18 protein-coding genes are annotated in these 17,874 nt (G+C 67.6%); 12 read left to right on the top strand and 6 right to left on the bottom strand.

What is annotated here, in order from left to right; genetic code table 11:
• Positions 1–16: 16 nt before the first annotated feature.
• Entirely contained in the window at positions 17–1,258 is a 1,242-nt protein-coding gene (locus RSW2DRAFT_RS06895; protein WP_008029389.1) for an NAD(P)/FAD-dependent oxidoreductase, read from the top strand.
• A 175-nt stretch (positions 1,259–1,433) separates the two neighbouring features.
• On the opposite strand, the gene RSW2DRAFT_RS06890 is transcribed toward RSW2DRAFT_RS06895, so the two are convergent.
• Positions 1,434–2,420, bottom strand: coding sequence for a 2-hydroxyacid dehydrogenase (locus RSW2DRAFT_RS06890; protein WP_008029387.1), 987 nt, complete (start codon positions 2,418–2,420; stop codon positions 1,434–1,436).
• A 151-nt stretch (positions 2,421–2,571) separates the two neighbouring features.
• On the opposite strand from RSW2DRAFT_RS06890, the gene RSW2DRAFT_RS06885 reads away from it, so the two are divergent.
• From RSW2DRAFT_RS06885 to RSW2DRAFT_RS06875, 3 genes are all read left to right on the top strand, one after another.
• Positions 2,572–3,219 (top strand): SH3 domain-containing protein, encoded by a 648-nt coding sequence (locus RSW2DRAFT_RS06885; protein ID WP_040671772.1) that lies wholly within the window; start codon positions 2,572–2,574, stop codon positions 3,217–3,219.
• Between the two features lie 82 nt (positions 3,220–3,301).
• Complete coding sequence (locus tag RSW2DRAFT_RS06880) at positions 3,302–4,183, top strand: cation diffusion facilitator family transporter (protein ID WP_040671804.1); 882 nt, start codon at positions 3,302–3,304, stop codon at positions 4,181–4,183.
• 68 nt (positions 4,184–4,251) lie between these two features.
• Positions 4,252–4,743, top strand: a complete 492-nt coding sequence (locus RSW2DRAFT_RS06875; RefSeq protein ID WP_008029384.1) for a DUF6455 family protein — start codon at positions 4,252–4,254, stop codon at positions 4,741–4,743.
• Positions 4,744–4,761: 18 nt separating this feature from the next.
• Here RSW2DRAFT_RS06875 and RSW2DRAFT_RS06870 read toward each other — a convergent pair whose 3' ends face one another.
• The 4 genes from RSW2DRAFT_RS06870 to RSW2DRAFT_RS06855 are packed head-to-tail and all read right to left on the bottom strand — an operon-like array spanning position 4,762 to position 7,902.
• Positions 4,762–5,532, bottom strand: a complete 771-nt coding sequence (locus RSW2DRAFT_RS06870) for an ABC transporter permease (RefSeq protein ID WP_008029383.1) — start codon at positions 5,530–5,532, stop codon at positions 4,762–4,764.
• Positions 5,529–6,281, bottom strand: coding sequence for an ABC transporter permease (locus RSW2DRAFT_RS06865; RefSeq protein WP_008029382.1), 753 nt, complete (start codon positions 6,279–6,281; stop codon positions 5,529–5,531). Before RSW2DRAFT_RS06865 ends, RSW2DRAFT_RS06870 begins: the two co-directional genes overlap by 4 nt.
• Before the next feature lie 7 nt (positions 6,282–6,288).
• Positions 6,289–7,056, bottom strand: coding sequence for a transporter substrate-binding domain-containing protein (locus RSW2DRAFT_RS06860; protein ID WP_008029380.1), 768 nt, complete (start codon positions 7,054–7,056; stop codon positions 6,289–6,291).
• Positions 7,057–7,101: 45 nt separating this feature from the next.
• A complete protein-coding gene (locus tag RSW2DRAFT_RS06855) occupies positions 7,102–7,902 on the bottom strand; it encodes an ABC transporter ATP-binding protein (protein ID WP_008029379.1) in 801 nt (266 codons plus the stop codon).
• A gap of 78 nt (positions 7,903–7,980) precedes the next feature.
• On the opposite strand from RSW2DRAFT_RS06855, the gene RSW2DRAFT_RS06850 reads away from it, so the two are divergent.
• The 6 genes from RSW2DRAFT_RS06850 (at position 7,981) to RSW2DRAFT_RS06825 (ending at position 14,088) form a co-directional block, all read left to right on the top strand.
• Positions 7,981–8,616 carry a TetR family transcriptional regulator C-terminal domain-containing protein gene (locus RSW2DRAFT_RS06850; protein WP_008029377.1) on the top strand — a complete coding sequence of 212 codons (636 nt, stop codon included), beginning with the start codon at positions 7,981–7,983 and terminating at the stop codon, positions 8,614–8,616.
• A 16-nt stretch (positions 8,617–8,632) separates the two neighbouring features.
• Positions 8,633–9,820, top strand: a complete 1,188-nt coding sequence (locus RSW2DRAFT_RS06845) for a pyridoxal phosphate-dependent aminotransferase (RefSeq protein ID WP_008029375.1) — start codon at positions 8,633–8,635, stop codon at positions 9,818–9,820.
• Entirely contained in the window at positions 9,817–11,382 is a 1,566-nt protein-coding gene (locus tag RSW2DRAFT_RS06840) for a 5-guanidino-2-oxopentanoate decarboxylase (protein ID WP_008029374.1), read from the top strand. Before RSW2DRAFT_RS06845 ends, RSW2DRAFT_RS06840 begins: the two co-directional genes overlap by 4 nt.
• 215 nt (positions 11,383–11,597) lie before the next feature.
• Positions 11,598–12,377 (top strand): amino acid ABC transporter permease, encoded by a 780-nt coding sequence (locus RSW2DRAFT_RS06835; RefSeq protein ID WP_008029372.1) that lies wholly within the window; start codon positions 11,598–11,600, stop codon positions 12,375–12,377.
• Positions 12,378–12,389: 12 nt separating this feature from the next.
• Positions 12,390–13,190: a transporter substrate-binding domain-containing protein gene (locus RSW2DRAFT_RS06830; protein WP_008029371.1), complete on the top strand. Its 801-nt coding sequence runs from the start codon at positions 12,390–12,392 to the stop codon at positions 13,188–13,190.
• A gap of 10 nt (positions 13,191–13,200) precedes the next feature.
• Entirely contained in the window at positions 13,201–14,088 is an 888-nt protein-coding gene (locus RSW2DRAFT_RS06825) for an amino acid ABC transporter permease (RefSeq protein ID WP_008029369.1), read from the top strand.
• Here RSW2DRAFT_RS06825 and RSW2DRAFT_RS06820 read toward each other — a convergent pair.
• On the bottom strand, positions 14,085–14,912 hold the full coding sequence (locus tag RSW2DRAFT_RS06820; protein WP_232209660.1) for a DUF1684 domain-containing protein: 828 nt from the start codon (positions 14,910–14,912) through the stop codon (positions 14,085–14,087). The two genes, RSW2DRAFT_RS06825 and RSW2DRAFT_RS06820, sit on opposite strands and share 4 nt — an antisense overlap.
• Positions 14,913–15,007: 95 nt before the next feature.
• Between RSW2DRAFT_RS06820 and RSW2DRAFT_RS06815 the strand changes: the two genes are divergently transcribed.
• Complete coding sequence (locus RSW2DRAFT_RS06815) at positions 15,008–16,381, top strand: aspartate aminotransferase family protein (RefSeq protein WP_008029365.1); 1,374 nt, start codon at positions 15,008–15,010, stop codon at positions 16,379–16,381.
• A gap of 7 nt (positions 16,382–16,388) precedes the next feature.
• Positions 16,389–17,783 (top strand): glutamine synthetase family protein, encoded by a 1,395-nt coding sequence (locus tag RSW2DRAFT_RS06810; protein ID WP_008029363.1) that lies wholly within the window; start codon positions 16,389–16,391, stop codon positions 17,781–17,783.
• Positions 17,784–17,874 lie beyond the last annotated feature (91 nt).

Below are 17,874 nucleotides of genomic sequence, written 5' to 3'. Positions count from 1 at the left end.
CAAGCGAAAGGCGCCGATGACCCAGCACCGCACCACCGATATTGCCGTGATCGGTGCCGGCGTCGTCGGCATGACCATCGCTTTGCGGCTGGCACAAGCGGGCCGCGAGGTGGTGTTGATCGACCCCGCGCCGCCGGGGATGGGGGCGTCTTACGGCAATGCCGGAACGGTTGCCGACTATGCGGTGATGCCGGTGGGCACGCCGGGGGTGCTGCGCAATCTGCCGTCCTTGATGTTCGACCGCAACTCGCCGCTGTCGATCCGCCATACGGCTTTGCCAAGCCTCGCGCCCTGGCTGATGCGCTTTGCCCGCCAGTGCCTGCCCGGCCATGCCGCGCGCAATGCGCAGGCGATTGCGGCGTTGCTGGCCACGGCCTCGCCCTCCTGGCGCGACCTCGCCGCCGAGATCGGCGGGGCGGCGCTGATGCAACAGCGCGGTTGTCTGTATCTTTATCAGACCGAAGTCGCCCTGCGCGGTGCTGCCGCCGATCTGGACCAGCGGCGCCGTTTGGGCATTGCGGTGGAGACTTTGGACCCGGCGCAGGTGGCGGCGCTGGAGCCGGGCCTGCCCGCGGCGGCGGGAGGGGCGTTTTTCCCGCAGGCGCGGTTTCTGACCGATCCGGGGCGGATGATGCAATTGCTGGCCGGGGCGGTGACCACGGCGGGGGTGGAACTGCTCGCGGCAAGGGTCGAACAGTTGCAGCGACTGGTCGATGGCGTGGCGCTGACCGGGCCGGGATTGCAACTGCATGCCCGGACGGTAGTGATCGCCGCTGGTGCCCATTCCCGCCGCATGGCCGCCATGGCAGGCGACGCGGTGCCGCTGGACACCGAGCGCGGCTATCACGTGGAATGGGAGATGCCGCAGCCGAAGCTTTCCCGCCCGGTCTGCCCGACCGCGCGCGGATTTTACCTGTGCCCGATGGACGGGCGGCTGCGGGTGGCGGGCACGGTGGAACTCGGCGGGCTGACCGCCCCGCCCTCGCCGCATCGCATTGCCCGGCTGGTGGAAGGCGCGCGGACGATTTTTCCCGACCTGGGCGCGCCGGACCGCGAATGGATGGGGTTCCGTCCATCGATGCCCGACAGCCTGCCGGTGATCGGCCCGTCGCGCGCCGGGGCCGAGGTGATCCATGCCTATGGCCACGGCCACATCGGCCTGACGCTGGCGCCGATCACCGCGCGGCTGGTCTGCGACGTGATCGCCGGGCGTCCGACCGAAGTGGATATGGCGCCCTATCTGCCGGGGCGGTTCTGACTTCAGCGACAGGTGGGGGCCAGCCCCCCCAGCCCGGCCACGGGCCAGGCGTTCGTCGCTGAAAACCTTCCACTGGAAGGTTTTCCGGGCGCGCCTCACCCCGGGATATTTGCACAAAGGAGAATGGAGGCAGGCAAAGGGTTTCAAATCCGCTGCCCAGCCCTGCGAAGGGGGCTTACATCATCCCCGGCAGCACCTGATCCGGCGGGCGGTGGCCGTCGGCGAAGGTCTTGATATTGATGATGACTTTCTCGCCCATCTCGGTGCGGCCCTCGATGGTGGCCGAACCCATGTGCGGCAGCAGCACCACGTTGGGCAGTTCGCGCAGGCGGGGGTTGATCTCGTGGCCATGTTCGAACACATCGAGCCCGGCGCCTGCCAGTTCGCCCGCCCGCAAGCCGCGGGTCAGGGCGTTTTCGTCGATCACCTCGCCGCGCGAGGTGTTGACGATCACCGCCGAGGGTTTCATCAGCTTCAGCCGCCGCGCGTTCATCAGGTGGAAGGTCGAGGGCGTGTGCGGGCAGTTGATTGACAGGATGTCGATGCGGCTGACCATCTGATCCAGCGATTCCCAGTAGGTCGCCTCCAGTTCCGCCTCCAGTTCCGGGCGCAGGCGCTTGCGGTTGTGGTAGTGGATCTGCATCCCGAAGGCCTTGGCCCGCCGCGCCACCGCCTGACCGATCCGACCCATGCCGAGGATGCCCAGCCGCCGCCCGCCGACCCGGCCGCCCAGATGCGCCATCGGCGCCCAGCCCTGCCAGGCCCCGGCCTGCATCTCGGCCAGACCTTCGGGGATGCGCCGCGTCACCGCCAGGATCAGCGCCAGCGTCATGTCGGCGGTATCCTCGGTCATCACGCCGGGGGTGTTCGACACCAGAATCCCGCGCTGCCGGGCGGTGGAGACGTCGATATGATCGACCCCCGCGCCGTAGTTGGCGATCAGCTTCAGCTTGTCGCCCGCCTGCCCCAGCAGCCCTGCGTCGATGTGATCGGTGATGCAGGGCACCAGCACATCGGCCCGCCGCATCGCCGCCGCCAGCTCGTCGCGGGTCATTTTCGTATCGGGATCGCGCAGTTCCACGTCGAACAGCTCTTTCATCCGGGTTTCCACCACCTCGGGCAAGCGTCGCGTAATGACAACACTCAGGCGTTCTGCGGGCATGACGATCCTCACTGCACTTCCAAATCGGGCCTTGTGGTGGCAAGGTGACGCCAAGTGGGGCGGCATACAAGCCCCGGACGACAATGGTTGGGCACGAGTGGCGAAATCCGGGCGCGTTTGCGGGCTGCGGATTGAAGGGCGGGCAGGCAGGATGATCGGCAAGACGGCTGGCAACAGGGTTGCGGCGCTGCTTTTCGCAGGCGCTTTGGCGATGGCACAGATCGGCGCTGCCGAGGAGGCGGGCGAGACCTCGCTGCCCGATCTGACCGGCGTTGCCGGGGCGGCGCCTGTGATTGCGCCAGTTGTGCAGCCCCGGGCCGCCGCCGAGACCGCCATGGTGCCAGTGGTGGCGACCCCGCAGCACGACCCCAACCGCGGGTCGGTAACCAATCTGCCGCTGCCACGCTATGTGACGCTGAAGAATGGCGAGGGCAATGCGCGGCGTGGGCCGGGGCTGACGCATCGCATCGACTGGGTGTTCACCCGCGTCGGTATGCCGCTGCGCATCACCGCCGAATACGAGCACTGGCGCCGGGTCGAGGATGCCGAGGGGGCTGGCGGCTGGGTGCATTACTCGCTGCTGTCGGGGGTGCGCTCGGTGCTGGTGGCGCAGGACATGGCGGGTATTCACGCCTGGCCTGCCCCTGACGGCGAGGTGATTGCGCAGGCCGAACTTGGGGTAATTGCCAAGCTGCTGGAATGTCTGCCCGACTGGTGCCGCATTGCCGTGGACGGTGAAAAGGGCTGGGTGCCGAAGGCGGCGCTGTGGGGCGTCGATCCGGGCGAGGTCATCGAGTAGCCTTGGCCGCCGCTTGCGCTATGGTGCCGGTTCGGGGTAGCTGTCGGCTTCCCGATCCGGGGCGGCGCGCATGGGGCGGCAGATGGCACAACCAGATGGTATCCGGCTGAACCTGTCGGCGGGGCTGGCCTCGGTCGCGGTGGCGGGCGTGCTGGTGGCGCTGAAGCTTTGGGCTTTGGGCGAGACCGGCGCCTTGTCGGTGGCGGCATCCTTGGCCGATAGCGCCATGGATCTGATGGTGTCGCTGGGGGCGATGGCAGCACTGATCTATGCAGCACGTCCTGCGGATGAGGATCACCATTTCGGCCACACCTCGGTCGAGGATCTGTCGGCGCTTGGGCAAGCCTTGTTCATCCTGATTTCGGCGGCGGTGATCTGTTGGGCTTCGGTGCAGCGGCTGGCCGATCCGCAGGCCGGGCGGCTGACGCAAGAAACCACCGGCATGGTGGTGATGGGGGTTTCCATCGCGCTGACGCTGGGGCTGGTGCTGTGGCAGGGCCGGGTGGCGCGGCGCACCGGCAGCCGGGTGGTGCAGGCCGACCGGCTGCATTATCTGGGCGACCTTCTGCCCAACATCGGCGCGATTGCCTCGCTCTGGGCCTCCAGCCGTTTTGGGATGGCGCAGATTGATTCGGTGGTGGCGCTGGCGGCGGCGGGGATGATGGTGCTGGGGGCGGTGCGGATCGGCAAGGGCGCCTGGGACGCGCTGATGGATCGGCGCGCTGACCCTGCGGTGATCGCGGGCATCGCGGCGCTGGCGCGCGACTGGCCGGGGGTGCGCGGCTTTCACGACCTGAAGACCCGCACCGCGGGCAGCCAGATTTTCGTGCACCTGCATGTGGAACTGGATGGTGAGCAGTCGCTGCGCGAGGCGCATGCCATTGCGGCCGGGTTGAAGGCGGCAATCATCCGCGATTATCCGATGGCCGATGTGATCATCCATCAGGATGTGGCGCGGGTCTGAAACGCTTCACGCTTTGGTAACCGGTATCTGTCAGCCTGTGGGTTGCAGGTAACCGCGAGGAAGCGTCGATGCCAAACACCCGGCCACCCACGCCCGAGGGCTATCAGGGCCAGATCGAACTTATGGCGCTTGAAATGGGCGTCGATCTGGAGGTTTCTGTGGCCAAGGATATTGTCAGCCTTGGGGCGGTGGAACGGATGATGCGCCATTGCGCCGCCTGTTCCGACCACAAGTCCTGCACGGCGTTTCTGGTGGCCCAGCACGGCCAGATCGAGGCGCCGCCGTCGTTCTGCGTGGACCGAAAGCTGATCCTGTTCCTGCATGATCTGATGCCGAAACCGGTGGTGGTGCATATGCCCGAGGCGGAGGAGGCCGAGGCCGAAGCGGACAGTGCCGATATGCCATTGGTCGAAGCTGCTGACGCCGGGCTGCCCGATGCCGATGATGCCGATGCCGATGCGCCCGCTGCGCCGGACTCCGAGGGCCACCAGGTCGACCGGATCGTGCCCGAGGCTGCACCCTCCACCGCACCTGCCCCGCGCCTGCATCTCAGCTTCTGACGCTTTGCGCCACCCGCCTCAGGCCACCCGCGCCGGAACCCGGTGCTCCAGCCAGCGGAAGGCCAGCACCAGCAGGCCGGTGATGGCCATATAGACCACCGCCAGCAGCAGCAGCGGTTCATAGACGATGAAGGTGTCCTGCCGCACCCGGCTGGCCACCGAATAGATATCGACCACGGTGATCGTCGCCACCAGCGGCGTTGCCTTCAGTTGCAGCACCACCTCGCCGCCCAGCGTCGGCAGGGCGCGGTGCAGGGCTTGCGGCAGCCAGATGCGGCGCAGGATGGTCAGCCGCGGCATGCCCATCGCCCGCGCCGCCTCCAACTGGCCGCGCTGCACGCCCTTGAAGGCGCCGCGCATCACCTCGCCCTCGTAACCGGCAAAGGAAAGCGTCAACGCCAGCACCGCATAGGGCCAGGCCTGCCGCAGATAGGGCCAGAGGCTGCTGTCCTTGATCCAGGGAAACTGCGGGAACAGCGAGCCCAAGCCGAAATACAGCAGCCAAAGCTGCAACAGCAGCGGCGTGCCGCGAATGACGGTGCAGAACACCCGCGCCGGGGCGGCCAGAAACCACGGCCCCACCGCCTGCGCCAGCCCCAGGGGCACCGCCAGCGCCATGCCCAGCACGGTGGTGACGACCAATATCCAGATGGTGCGCCAGATGCCCTGCCCGATCATCGGCAAGTATTTCGGCAGCCAGTCCCAGCGCAGGTTCAGCACGCACCACACCACCAGCGCCAAGGCCAGCACCAGCATCACCACCCGGTGCGGTTGCAACAGCGCCCTCATTTCGACGCCCCGCCCACACCGGGCTGGCCGCGCCGCGCCCAGGCCTCAAGCCGCCCGAATACCAGCCCCGACCCCAGCGAGATCGCCAGATACAGCACCCCCGCCGCCATGAAGAAGGTGAAATAGGCCTTGGTCGCCCCCGCCGCCTGCCTTGTTTCCTGCGTCAGTTCGGCAAAACCCACCACCGCCAGCAGGGCGGTATCCTTGGTCGCCACCAGCCACAGATTGGCCAGCCCGGGCAGCGCGAAACTCAGCATCGCGGGCAGGGTGATGCGGCGGGCCAGCAGAACCGGCGGCATCCCCATCGCCCGCGCCGCCTCGATCTGGCCCGCGGGCACTGCCAGAATGGCGCCGCGCAACACCTCGGTGGCATAGGCGCCCTGCACGATGCCCAGCACGCCGATCCCGGCGGCAAGACCGGAAAGCTGGATACGCTCGTAGCCCAGTGCCACCAACATCTGGTTCACCGCATCGGTGCCCGCATAGTAAAGGATCAGGATCAGCACCAGCTCCGGCACCGCCCGCACCACCGTGGTATAAACCGCCAGCAGGTCGCGCAGCACCGGGCCGCCGTAAAGCTTGCCATAAGCGCCGCAGATGCCGATCGCCGCCCCCAGCCAGAAGGCGCCAGTGGCGATCAGGATCGAATTCAGCAGCCCGCGCAACAGGTTCGCCCCCCAGCCGGGGGGCGACCATGCCAGCAGATCAAGGGTCGAGGCCGCCGCGGTGGCCCCGATGATCCCCAGCATCTAAGCCTCAGCCGCCGTAGATCGACGAGGCGAAGTAGGGCTTCGAGATCGCCTCGTAGGTGCCGTCGGCCAGCACCTTGGCGATGCCCGCGTTGAACTTGGCCTTCAGTTCCTCCTCGCCCTTGCGCAGCCCGACGCCGACACCAAGGCCCAGAATCGCCGGATCATCGGCCACCGCCCCCATCACCTCGCAGCAGGCCTTGCCGGCATCGGTGGCCAGGAAGGCATCCAGCGCGATGCTGTCGGCCTGCGTCGCGTCGATCCGCCCGGCGGCAAGATCCTGATCGGCCTCGTCCTGGGTCTGGTAGATCTTGATCTCGGCCGCGGTGGCCGCGAAATGCGCCTGCACATAGGCCTCGTGCACGGTGGAAACCTGAACGCCGATGATCTTGCCTTTCAAACCTTCGGCATCCGGGGTGATGGCAGCACCTTTGGCCGCCACGATCACCGTCGGCGTATTGTAATATTTGTCCGAAAAATCAATGGTCTGCATCCGTTCCTCGGTGATCGACATCGAGGCCATGATGGCGTCGATCTGCCCGCCGGTCAGCGACGGGATGATGCCGTCCCAGGCCACCGGCGTCACCACGCACTCCAGTTCCGCCGCCTTGCAGACCGCGCCGATCATGTCCACCTCCCAGCCGACCCAGTTGCCTGCGGCATCGGGGCTGGCAAACGGCGGATAGGGCTCGGCGGCGATGCCGACCTTGATCGGGGCGGCAACGGCGGCGGTGCCCAGCAGCAGGGCGGCGACGGTCAGGATGGTCTTTTTCATCAGGTAGGCCTCTCTGTTGAAGATGATCCGGGTTGGCCCCGGATTTCAGGAAACGGATTTCAGGAATTGCTTCAGCCGGTCGGATTTCGGCGCGCCGAACAGCGCTTCGGGCGGGCCTTCCTCCTCGATCACGCCATTGTACAGGTAGATGACGTGGCTGGCGACCTCGCGGGCGAATTTCATCTCGTGGGTGACCAGGATCATCGTGCGCCCCTCGGCGGCCAGATCGCGGATCACCCCCAGCACCTCGCCCACCAGTTCGGGGTCCAGAGCGCTGGTCGGTTCGTCGAAAAGCATGGCGCGGGGTTCGATGGCCAGGGCGCGGGCAATGGCGGCGCGCTGCTGCTGGCCGCCCGACAGGAAGGCCGGATAGGTCTGCGCCTTTTCCGCCAGGCCAACACGGGCCAGCAACGCCTCGGCCCGCGCCACGGCCTCGGCTTTTGGCGTGCCCAGCACATGCACCGGCACTTCGATCAGGTTTTCCAGAATGGTCTTGTGGGTCCACAGGTTGAACTGCTGGAACACCATGCCAAGATGCTGGCGCAGTTTCTCGATCTGGCGGCGGTCGGCGGGGCCACCGTCGGGGCGCAACGCCACCACCTCGCCGCCGATCACGATCCGGCCTGAGGTGGGGTTTTCCAGAAAGTTGATGCAGCGCAGCATGGTCGATTTGCCCGACCCCGAGCCGCCGATGATCGCCACCACATCGCCTTCGCGCGCGGTCAGCGACACGCCTTTCAGCACTTCCAGTTTGCCGAAAGATTTGTGCAGATTTTCGATCCGGATGGCTTCCGGCCGCTGGGTCTCGGGGTAAAAGGAAAACTGTGGCGGAATGTCGCTATGCATCAGGGCCCCGGCGGAATCGAGGTTGAAGTTAGCCGCCTCCCCTGCAATTATGCAAGCGTATAATAAGGGGGCAATCCGGTGACCGGCGAGCGGCGGAAATTTCGGCGCGAGGGCGAGGAGCGCAGGCGGGATGCGCTGATCGCCGCGGCGCTGGAGCTGGTGGCCGAGGGCGGCACCGGGGCTGCCACCGTGCGCGCCATTGCCGACCGCGCCGGAGTGACGCCGGGGCTGATCCGGCACTATTTCCAAAGCAAGGAAGACCTGACCCGCGCCGCCTATCGCGCGATGATGGACGCGATGAACGCCGACAACGCCTCGGTTCTGGAGACCGCCCCCGAGGCCCCCGAGGCACGGCTGGCGGCGTTTGTGGCGGCCTCGTTGCGCCCGCCGGTGGTGGACCCCGCGTCGATGGGCCTGTGGGCCGGGTTCATCCACATGGTGCAGCGCGACCCGGCGATGGCGGCGGTGCACGAGGCGACCTATCTGCATTACCGCGACCTGTTGCAGGGGTTGATCGCCGCCCTGCCCCGCGATACTGACGCCGCCACCCTGCGGGCGCAGGCGATTGCCTGCAATGCGGTGATCGACGGGCTGTGGCTGGAAGGCGGGGCTGCGCCGCACCAGTTCGGCCCGGACGAATTGGCGCGGATCGGCGTGACTTCGGTCGGAGCCATTCTGGGGATCGACCTGCTGCCGCACCTGCCAAAGCCTTGAAAATAAAGGAACTGCGATGAAATACGCCTCGATCACCGACCGGCTCGACGGCCTTGGCGGCGCCAAATGGACGATCCACGCCCGCGCCCGCGCCCTGAAGGCCGAGGGCCGCCCGATCATCGAGCTGACCATCGGCGAGCCGGATGTGCCGACGCCGCCCGAGTTGATGCGCACTGCCACCGCGGCGAAGCTGGCCGGCCGCACCGGCTATTCCAACGGCCGCGGCGAGCCTGCCCTGCTGCGCGCGCTGGCCGACCGCTACACCGCCCGGCGCGGGCGCGAGATCACCACCGATCAGGTGATGTGCTTTCCCGGCACCCAGACCACGCTTTTTGCCGTGCTGCTGGCGCTGGCCGAGGCGGGCGACGAAGTGCTGGTGGGCGACCCGATGTATGCCACCTATGAAGGCCTGATTGCCGCCACCGGGGCAACCTTGGTGCCGGTGCCGCTGCGCCCCGAACACGGCTTCCGGATGCAGGCCGAGGATATCGCCGCCCGCATCACCCCCCGCAGCCGGGTGATTTTCCTGAACTCGCCGCACAACCCCACCGGCGCCGTGCTGCACCGGGCCGAGATTGCCGCCATCGGCGCGCTGGCGCTGGCGCATGATCTGTGGATCCTGTGCGACGAGGTCTATGAGGAGCTGGTGTTTCAGGGCACCGATTTCGCCTCGCCCTTGGACGATCCGGCGCTGGCCGACCGGGTGATCGTGGCCTGCTCGATCTCCAAATCCCACGCCGCGCCGGGTTTCCGTTCCGGCTGGTGCATCGGCCCTGCCGATTTCACCGCCCGGCTTTTGCCGCTGTCGGAAACCATGCTGTTCGGCAACCAGCCCTTCATCGCCGACATGACGGCGCAGGCGGTGTCGCAGACCTCCCCCATCGCCGCCGGTATGGCCGAACGGTTCCAGCGCCGCGCCGCCCTGATCGCCCGGCGGCTGGACGGTGTGGCCGGGCTTGCGGTCAACCGCCCCGAAGCGGGGATGTTCGCGCTGATCGACGTGCGCAACACCGGGCTTTCGGGCGAGGATTTCGCCGCCGGGCTGCTGGAAACCAAAGGCGTCGCGGTGATGCCCGGCGAGTCTTTCGGCGCTGGCCTTGCAGGCTGGCTGCGCCTCAGCCTGACCCAGGAAGACGACCTGATCTCCGAGGCTTGCGACCGGATTGCCTGCTTTGCCGGGGCTTTGGGAAAGGACGCCGCATGACCACGGTCGGTCAGGCGCTGGTGGCCGGTCTGCACGCCCGCGGGGTTCAGGTGGTGTTCGGCATCCCCGGCGTGCACACCATCGAGCTTTACCGCGGCCTGCCCGGTTCCGGCATCCGCCACGTCACCGCCCGGCATGAACAGGGGGCCGCCTTCATGGCCGACGGCTATGCGCGGGTGTCGGGCAAGCCCGGCGTGGCCTTCGTCATCACCGGCCCGGGTCTCACCAACGCGCTGACCGCGATGGCGCAGGCGCGGGCGGACTCGGTGCCCATGCTGGTGATCTCGGGCGTCAACCGCCGCTCCAGCCAGGGCCACAACCTTGGCCTGCTGCACGAGTTACCCGACCAGACGGCGATGGTGGCCGCGCTTTGCCCCAGTTTTCAGGTCACCAATGCCGAGACGCTGGATCGCACCCTGAGCCGCGCCTTCGCCGCCCTGAACTCCGACCGCCCCGGCCCGGTGCATCTGCAGGTGCCGACCGATGTGATGGCGCTGGCTTCGGCCGATCTGCGCCCGCCAGCCGCCCCCCCGGCGCCTGCGCAAGCCGACTCCGCCGCGATCAAACGCGCTGCGGCAAGGCTGGCACAGGCGAAACGCCCGCTGATCCTGGCCGGTGGCGGCACCCGCCATGTCGGGGCGGCGTTGCAGGCACTGGCCGAGCGGCTGGACGCACCTGTGGTGCAGACCGTCAACGCCCGTGGCCTGATGCACGGCCATCCGCTCACCGTTGCCGCCAGCCCCAGCCTTGATGCGGTGCGCGCCCTGATTGCCGCCGCCGATCAGGTGCTGGCCATCGGCACCGAGCTTGGCCCCACCGATTACGACATGTATGTGCGCGGCGGCCTGCCCGAGCTGTCGGGGATGATCCGCATCGACCTTTGCGCCGACCAGCTTGCCCGCCACCCCGCGGCAATGACGCTGCAAGCCGATGCCGGGGCGGCGATGGCGGCGCTGCTGGCCGTGCTGGCACCTCGCCAAAGCGACGGCCCCGCCCGTGCCGAGGCCGCACGCACGGCGGCCCGTGCCGAACTGCCGCCCGCCCTGCAACAGCAACTGACGATGCTGGAGGCGATGCGCGCCGCCCTGCCCCGCAGCATCATCGTCGGCGACAGCACCCAGCCGATTTACGCGGGCAACCTTTTCTACGACCACGACCGCCCCGGCGGCTGGTTCAACGCCGCCACCGGCTATGGCGCGCTGGGCTATGGGCCCGGTGCCGCCGTCGGCGCAGCCCTTGCCGCCCCCGGCAGCGAAATCATCTGCCTGATCGGTGACGGCGGCCTTCAGTTCAGCCCCGGCGAGTTGCGCACCGCCGTGGACGAGGGCCTGCCGATCAGCTTCGTGGTCTGGAACAACGCCGGTTTCCGCGAGATCGCCGAGGCGATGACTGCCGCAGGCGTCCCCGTCACCGGCTGCACCCCCTCGCCCTTGAACCTGGAACCCTTCGCCGCCGCCTGCGACCTGCCCTTCACCAGCATCCCCAACAAACCCGCCGCCCTGCGCAAAGCCCTCGCCACCCGCCACGCGGGCCCCCGACTGATCGAGATTCGCGTCCCCTGACTCCCTACATTCTTCTCTGCCCGGCGCTCCGCGCGTTCCGGCCTGAAACGCTCCACTCGAGCGTTTCCGAGACGGCCTTCACCCCCGCCGGAGGCTCCAACGCCAAACGGCAGATTCTGCGGTAGCCAATCCCGCCCCGGCGTGACACCCTTGCCGCGATGACATCGGCACCCAGACCCTTCCCCGGCCCCAGCCCGCGCCGCGACCAGGCCCGCATGGCGCTGGTGCTTGCCGTTCTGGCGCTGCTGCTGTGGCTGGGCGGCAGCACCTTGCCCTACGACTGGCAATGGGCGCGGGCCTTTGGCTTTGTGCTGCGCTGGCAGGACGGCACGCCCGTTCCCGGCCCCTTGCTGATCGGCCTTGGCCAAACGCTGCGCATCGCCGCCCTTGCCGGGGTCATCGCACTGGTGATCGCCCTGATCACCGCGATCTTGCGGCTGTCCAATTCCATCTCGGGCCGCTGGCTGGCGCGGGCCTATGTCGAGGTGATCCGCAACACGCCGCTGATCGTGCAGATCAGCATGTTCTACTTCGCCATCGCCCCGCTGCTGGGGATCGAGCGGTTCTGGGCCGGCGTGCTGGCGCTGGCGCTGTTCGAGGCGGCCTTCCTGTCGGAGATCATCCGCGCGGGCATCCTTGGCGTGGCACTGACCCAGTGGGAGGCGGCGGCCTCGCTGGGCCTGACCCGCCCGCAGACCTACCGGTTGATCGTGCTGCCGCAAGCCCTGCGCGCCATGCTGCCGCCGCTGACCTCCTCGGCGGTGGCGCTGGTGATGGACAGCTCGATCGTCTCGGTGATCGCCCTTGCCGAACTGACCACCGCCGGGCGCAACGCCATCGCCGACAACTTCCTCAGCTTCGAGATCTGGTTTCTGGTGGCCGGGCTTTACCTGACCATCACCCTGACGCTTTCCGCCTTTGCCCGCAGGCTGGAGCGGCGCTATGTCAGCACTTCCGGCCCTGCCCGCGGGGCCCGCATCCGCACGATATCCTGAAAGGTTTCCCCGATGAACAGACGCGCCTTTACCGCCATCAGCCTTGCCCTTGGCCTTGGCCTCGCCGCCCCAGCATGGTCAGAAGACAAGCCGGTGATCGACCAGATCAAGGAAACCAAGGTGTTGCGCGTCGGCCTTGGCACCTTTGTGCCCTGGGCTTTCGTGAACAAGGACGGCGCGCTGGTGGGGTTCGAGGTCGATGTCGCCACCCGACTTGCCGCCGATCTGGGGGTAGAGCTGGAGCTGGTGCCGACCGCCTGGGATGCCATCATCCCGTCGCTGGTGGCGGGGCAGTTCGATGTGGTGATCGGCGGGCTGACCATCACCGAGGAACGGGCACAAACCGTCGATTTCACCAAGCCCTACGAACATTCGCAGACCTATGTGGTGGTCAACGCCAACGTCGCGCCCGAGATCACCACGCTGGAGCAGGTGAACGCGGCGGGCGTCACCATCTCGGCCCGGCGCGGCTCTTCGGCCAATCCGCAGGCCTTCTTCCCGCAGGCGACCGCCCTGCTGTTCGACGACGAGAACATGCAGATACAAGAGTTCTTCAACGGCAACGCCAAGGCGATCTTCACCTCGACGCCCACACCGGCGCTGCTGGTTGAACGTGACCCGGCGCTGGCCCGCATCCTGGAACCGGCGGTGTCGCAAAGCGACGAGGCCTTTGCGCTGCGCAAGGGCGATCCGGCCAGCCAGGCCGCCTTCAACGACTGGATCGACGCCCGCTGGGCCGATGGTTTCCTGACCGAGCGTTACGACTACTGGTTCAAGGGCCGCGACTGGGCGGCTCAGGTGGCACCCGAGTGATCCCGCACCGATGATCCCAGGCAGCGGCAAGGCACGGTTCGGGCTGATCGACGTTGTGGTGCTTTGCACCGTGGCGGCGGCAGTCTGGTTCGTGCTGGCGCGGCTGCAGACGGGCATGAACTACCGCTGGCAATGGGGCGTGCTGGCGGATTTCGTGATCCGCCGCGACCCCGTCAGTGGCGATTGGGTGCCCAACATCATCCTGCTGGGGCTGTTCACCACGCTGCGGCTGGCGCTGTGGGGCGGGGTGGTGGCGCTGGTCGTCGGGCTGGCAATCGGGTTGATGCGCGTTGTTCCCAGCCCCACGGCGCGGACGCTGGCCGCGGTCTATGTCGGGCTGATCCGCAACATCCCGCCGCTGGTGTTCCTGTTCATCTTCTACTTTTTCCTGTCCAGTCAGGTGATCCCGCTGACCGGGCTGCAATCGGCGGTGCGGTCGGCCAGCCCGCAGACGCTGGCGGCTCTGGAGGTGTTGTTCGGCCCGCCCCGGCAGATCGGGCCGTTCCTGTCCGCCGCCGCCGCCATCGGCCTTTACGCCGCCGCCTTCATCGCCGAGATCATTCGCGCCGGGGTCAACGCCGTCGGCACCGGCCAGATGGAGGCGGCGCAGGCTTTGGGGATGGGCTGGGCAAGTGCCATGCGGCGGGTGATCCTGCCGCAGGCGCTGGCGCGGGTCTGGGCACCGCTGGCCAACGAGTTCATCCTGATGATCAAGTTTTCGGCGCTGGCCTCGTTGGTCTCGGTGCCCGACCTGACGTTTCAGGCGCAGCAGGCCGGCATCACCACCCGCAGCATGTTCGAGGTCTGGCTGCTGGTGGCGGCGATCTATTTCGTGATCTGTTTCGGCCTTGCCTCGCTGTTCGGCGCGCTGGAGCGGCGGGCGATGCGGGCGCGTTAAAGCTGCGGCAGCAGTTCCCCGGCCTCGATGCGGAACGGCAGGATGTTCTGCTGCGGCGGCAGCGGGCAGATGGCGTGGTCGGTAAAGGCGCAGGGCGGGTTGAAGGCCTTGTTGAAATCCAGCGTGATCTGGCCGTCGCTTGCATCCTCGCCAAACAGGAAGCGCGAGGCGGCGTAGGTTTCCTGCCCCGCCGTCCGGTCGCGGAACACGAACATCGGTTTGCCCTGCTTCAGATGCGTCGGCAGCAGGTCGATGCGCTGGCCGTCGTGCTGAAACACCGCGCGATGGGTCAGGGTGACCGAGCTTGCCACGCCATTCACCATGTCGATGGCCAAGGCCTGCGGTGCGTCGAAAGCCTGCCAAGCGGCCCGGATGCACCAGGCCGGGTTGGTCGGGAAATAGCGCAAGTCGTTGAAATTGCGGCGATACGGGGCGTCGATGTCGCGCACCCGAAGCGCCGGGGCACCTTCGACCACATGCAGTTCCAGCAACAGCCCGGCATGGCGCAGCCGGGCGGGCGTTTCGGGCTGCGGCTGGAACGGCAGGGCAGCGCCACCTTCGGTCCGCAGGCTGGCGCGGCCATCGTCGTCCAGCACCAACACCCCCAGGTGCGCCGGGCCTGCCGTCAGCACCAGGTCATTGTCGGCGGCGCTGCCGACCCGATGCGTGCCGGGGGTCAACTCCAGCCGGTCGGTCAGGTTCAGCCAGCCATCCTCGGCGGCAAGGTCCGCCAGCCGCGCGGCGCGCCAGTCGGCAAGGGTGTCGGCATAGGCGGGGTCTATCATCGGTTGCTCCGGCGTGGCGGTGGTCTGCGGCCACAACATGCCAGCGCCGCCGCCACGTCAAGCCCGGCCAATCTGCCACCTTGAATTTGATCAAATCAGGTCGCATAAGGGAGGCTTGCAACCGCGGGGGCACCATGCCGGCTGAAACCGATCTGATCGCAGGCGTCCGACCCGACCGCCTTCAGGCGCTGGCCAGCCGCGAGTCGCGGCGCTATGGCAAAACCCGGCCGCAGACCCGGGCGGCGCTGGCGGCGGGTGCCGGGGCCTGGCTTGCCGGCGTGCCGATGCACTGGATGACCGACTGGCCGATGCCCTTCCCGCTGCTGGTGGCCAAGGCCAAGGGCGCGCGGCTGACCGATATCGACGGCTATGGCCTCGATGATTTCTGCCTGGGCGACACCGGCTCGATGTTCGGCCATTCGCCCAAACCGGTGGCCCGCGCCATCCGCAAGCAGGCGCGGCTGGGGCTGACCTATATGCTGCCCAGCGAAGACGCGCTGGAGGCCGGGCGGCTGCTGACCAAACGCTTTGGCGATTTTCGCTGGCAGGTGGCCACCACCGCCACCGATGCCAACCGCTTTGCCTTGCGGGTGGCGCGTGCCGTCACCGGGCGGCCCAAGGTGTTGGTGTTCAACGGCTGCTATCATGGCACGGTGGACGAGGCGATGGTGGAGATGCGCGACGGCAAAACCGTGGCGCGGCAAGGGCTTGTGGGTCAGGTTGCCGACCTTGGCCTGACCGCCACTTGCGTCGAGTTCAACGATGTGGCGGCAGTCGAGGCGGCGTTGCAAAGCGGCGAGATTGCCGCGATCCTGACCGAGCCGGTGCTGACCAACTCCTGCATGGTGCTGCCCGAGGCCGGGTTTCACGACGCCCTGCGCACCCTCAGCCGCCGCTATGGCGCGCTGCTGATCCTGGACGAGACCCATACCATCTCCAGTGGCTTGGGCGGTTACGGCCGGGTGCACAGCCTGTCGCCCGACATTCTGGTGGTGGGCAAATGCGTGGCGGGGGGGATGCCGACCGCCGTCTGGGGCCTGCGCCCCGATCTGGCGGAACGGTTTGCCGCCTACAATGCCACGCGCCCCGCGGGCCATTCCGGCATGGGCACCACGCTTTCCGGCAACCCGATGCAATTCGCCTGCCTGCGCGCCACCTTGCAGGACGTGATGACCCAAGACGCCTATGACCGCATGGAAAAAGGCGCCACACGGCTGTCGGCGGGCCTTGCGCGGGTGATCGACGCCCATCGCGCGCCCTGGCATGTGGTGCGGGTGGGTGCCCGGGTCGAGTTCATCTGTGCCCCCGGCCCGCTGACCAATGGCACCCAGGCCGCCACCGCCCATCACCCCGATCTGGAGGCCGCCCTGCATCTGGCGCTGCTGAACCGCGGCTGCCTGATTGCGCCGTTCCACAACATGATGCTGATCAGCCCCGCCACCCGCAAACGCCAGATCGACCGGCTGATTGCCGCCTTCGACGAAATCCTGACCCACCTTTTCACCTGAGTTTCCCATGACCCAAATCCCCAGCCCCTCGGGCTCTACCGTCGCCGAGGCCGAAGCCTTTCTGGCCGCCCATCCCGAAATCGAGGCCTTCGACATCGTGCTGCACGACGCCAACGGCATCGGCCGCGGCAAGATCATCCGGCGGCACGAACTGCTGTCGTTCTACAAGGGCGGGCGGCACCTGCCGATCTCGATCCTGGGGCTGGATATCTGCGGCGAGGATGTGCATGAAACCGGGCTGATCTGGGATCAGGGCGATGGCGATCTTCGGGCCTGGCCGATCCCGGGCACGCTGGTGGCGCTGCATGGCACCAGACCGGCGCGCGGCGAGGTGTTCATGTCGATGTATGATCTGGATGGCGCCAAGATGACCTCCGACCCGCGGCACGCCTTGCAGGCGCAGGTCGATGCGCTGGCCGCCGAAGGGCTTTACCCCGCGGGTGCGTTCGAGTTGGAGTTCTTCCTGCTGGCCAACGACCGTGGCCCGGATGGCAAGGTGCAGCCCGCCCGCGACGTGCTGGACGGGCGGGCTTCGGCCAAGACCGAAGTTTATTCGGTCGATCACCTGCACGGCATGTTGCCGCTGTTTTCCGACATCTACGCCGCCGCCGCATTGGCCGGCATCAAGGCCGAGACCATGATCTCGGAATACGCCCCCGGCCAGTATGAGCTGACGCTGCACTACCGCGCCGATGTGATGCAGGCGGCGGATGATCTGATGCGGCTGAAGCGCATCGTGCGCGCGCAGGCCCGCAGCCACGGCGTCACCGCCTGTTTCATGGCCAAACCGGTCGAGGCCTATGCCGGGTCGGGGATGCATTTCCATGTGTCGATGCTGGACGCCGCGGGCAAGAATGTGTTCGTCGAGGCGGTGGAGGGCCAGTGGTCCGACACCATCCTGCACGCCCTGGGCGGCCTGCGCGCCACCATGGGCGAGTCGATGCTGGTTTTCGCGCCGCACGCCAATTCCTGGCGCCGCTTTGCCGCGCAATCCTATGCGCCGGTCAGCCCGACCTGGGGGGTGAACAACCGCTCGGTGGCGCTGCGCATCCCGGCAGGCGACATCAAGGCCCGGCGGATCGAGCATCGCCCGGCCGGGGTGGACGCCAACCCCTACCTCGTGGCCGCCACCGTGCTGGCCGGCATCCGCCACGGACTGACGCACCAGATCGACCCCGGCCCGGAAACCACCGGCAACGGCTACACCGGCCCGCAGGACGCGCCGCCAATACCGGTCGATTGGCGGGGTGCGATCGAGGCGGCGACGGCATCGGAGTTCCTGAAATTCGCGCTGGGGGAAGACATGCACCGCACCTTCACCGCCATCAAGGCCGCCGAATACGCCCGCGTCGCCCGCACCATTTCCGAGGTCGATTTCGATCTTTACCTGCATACGGTGTGAATGTGGCCAAGGTCGATGGGTATTTGGTCCAGGAAGATGCCGATGCATTCTCCTTTGCACAAATATCCTCGGGGGGTCCGGGGGGCAGACA

It is taken from the genome of Rhodobacter ferrooxidans (assembly GCF_000176015.1).
GTDB classification, from domain to species: Bacteria; Pseudomonadota; Alphaproteobacteria; order Rhodobacterales; family Rhodobacteraceae; genus Pseudorhodobacter_B; species Pseudorhodobacter_B ferrooxidans.
Note: the sequence above shows the minus strand (reverse complement) of the source record. Positions and strands in the feature narration are given on the sequence as shown.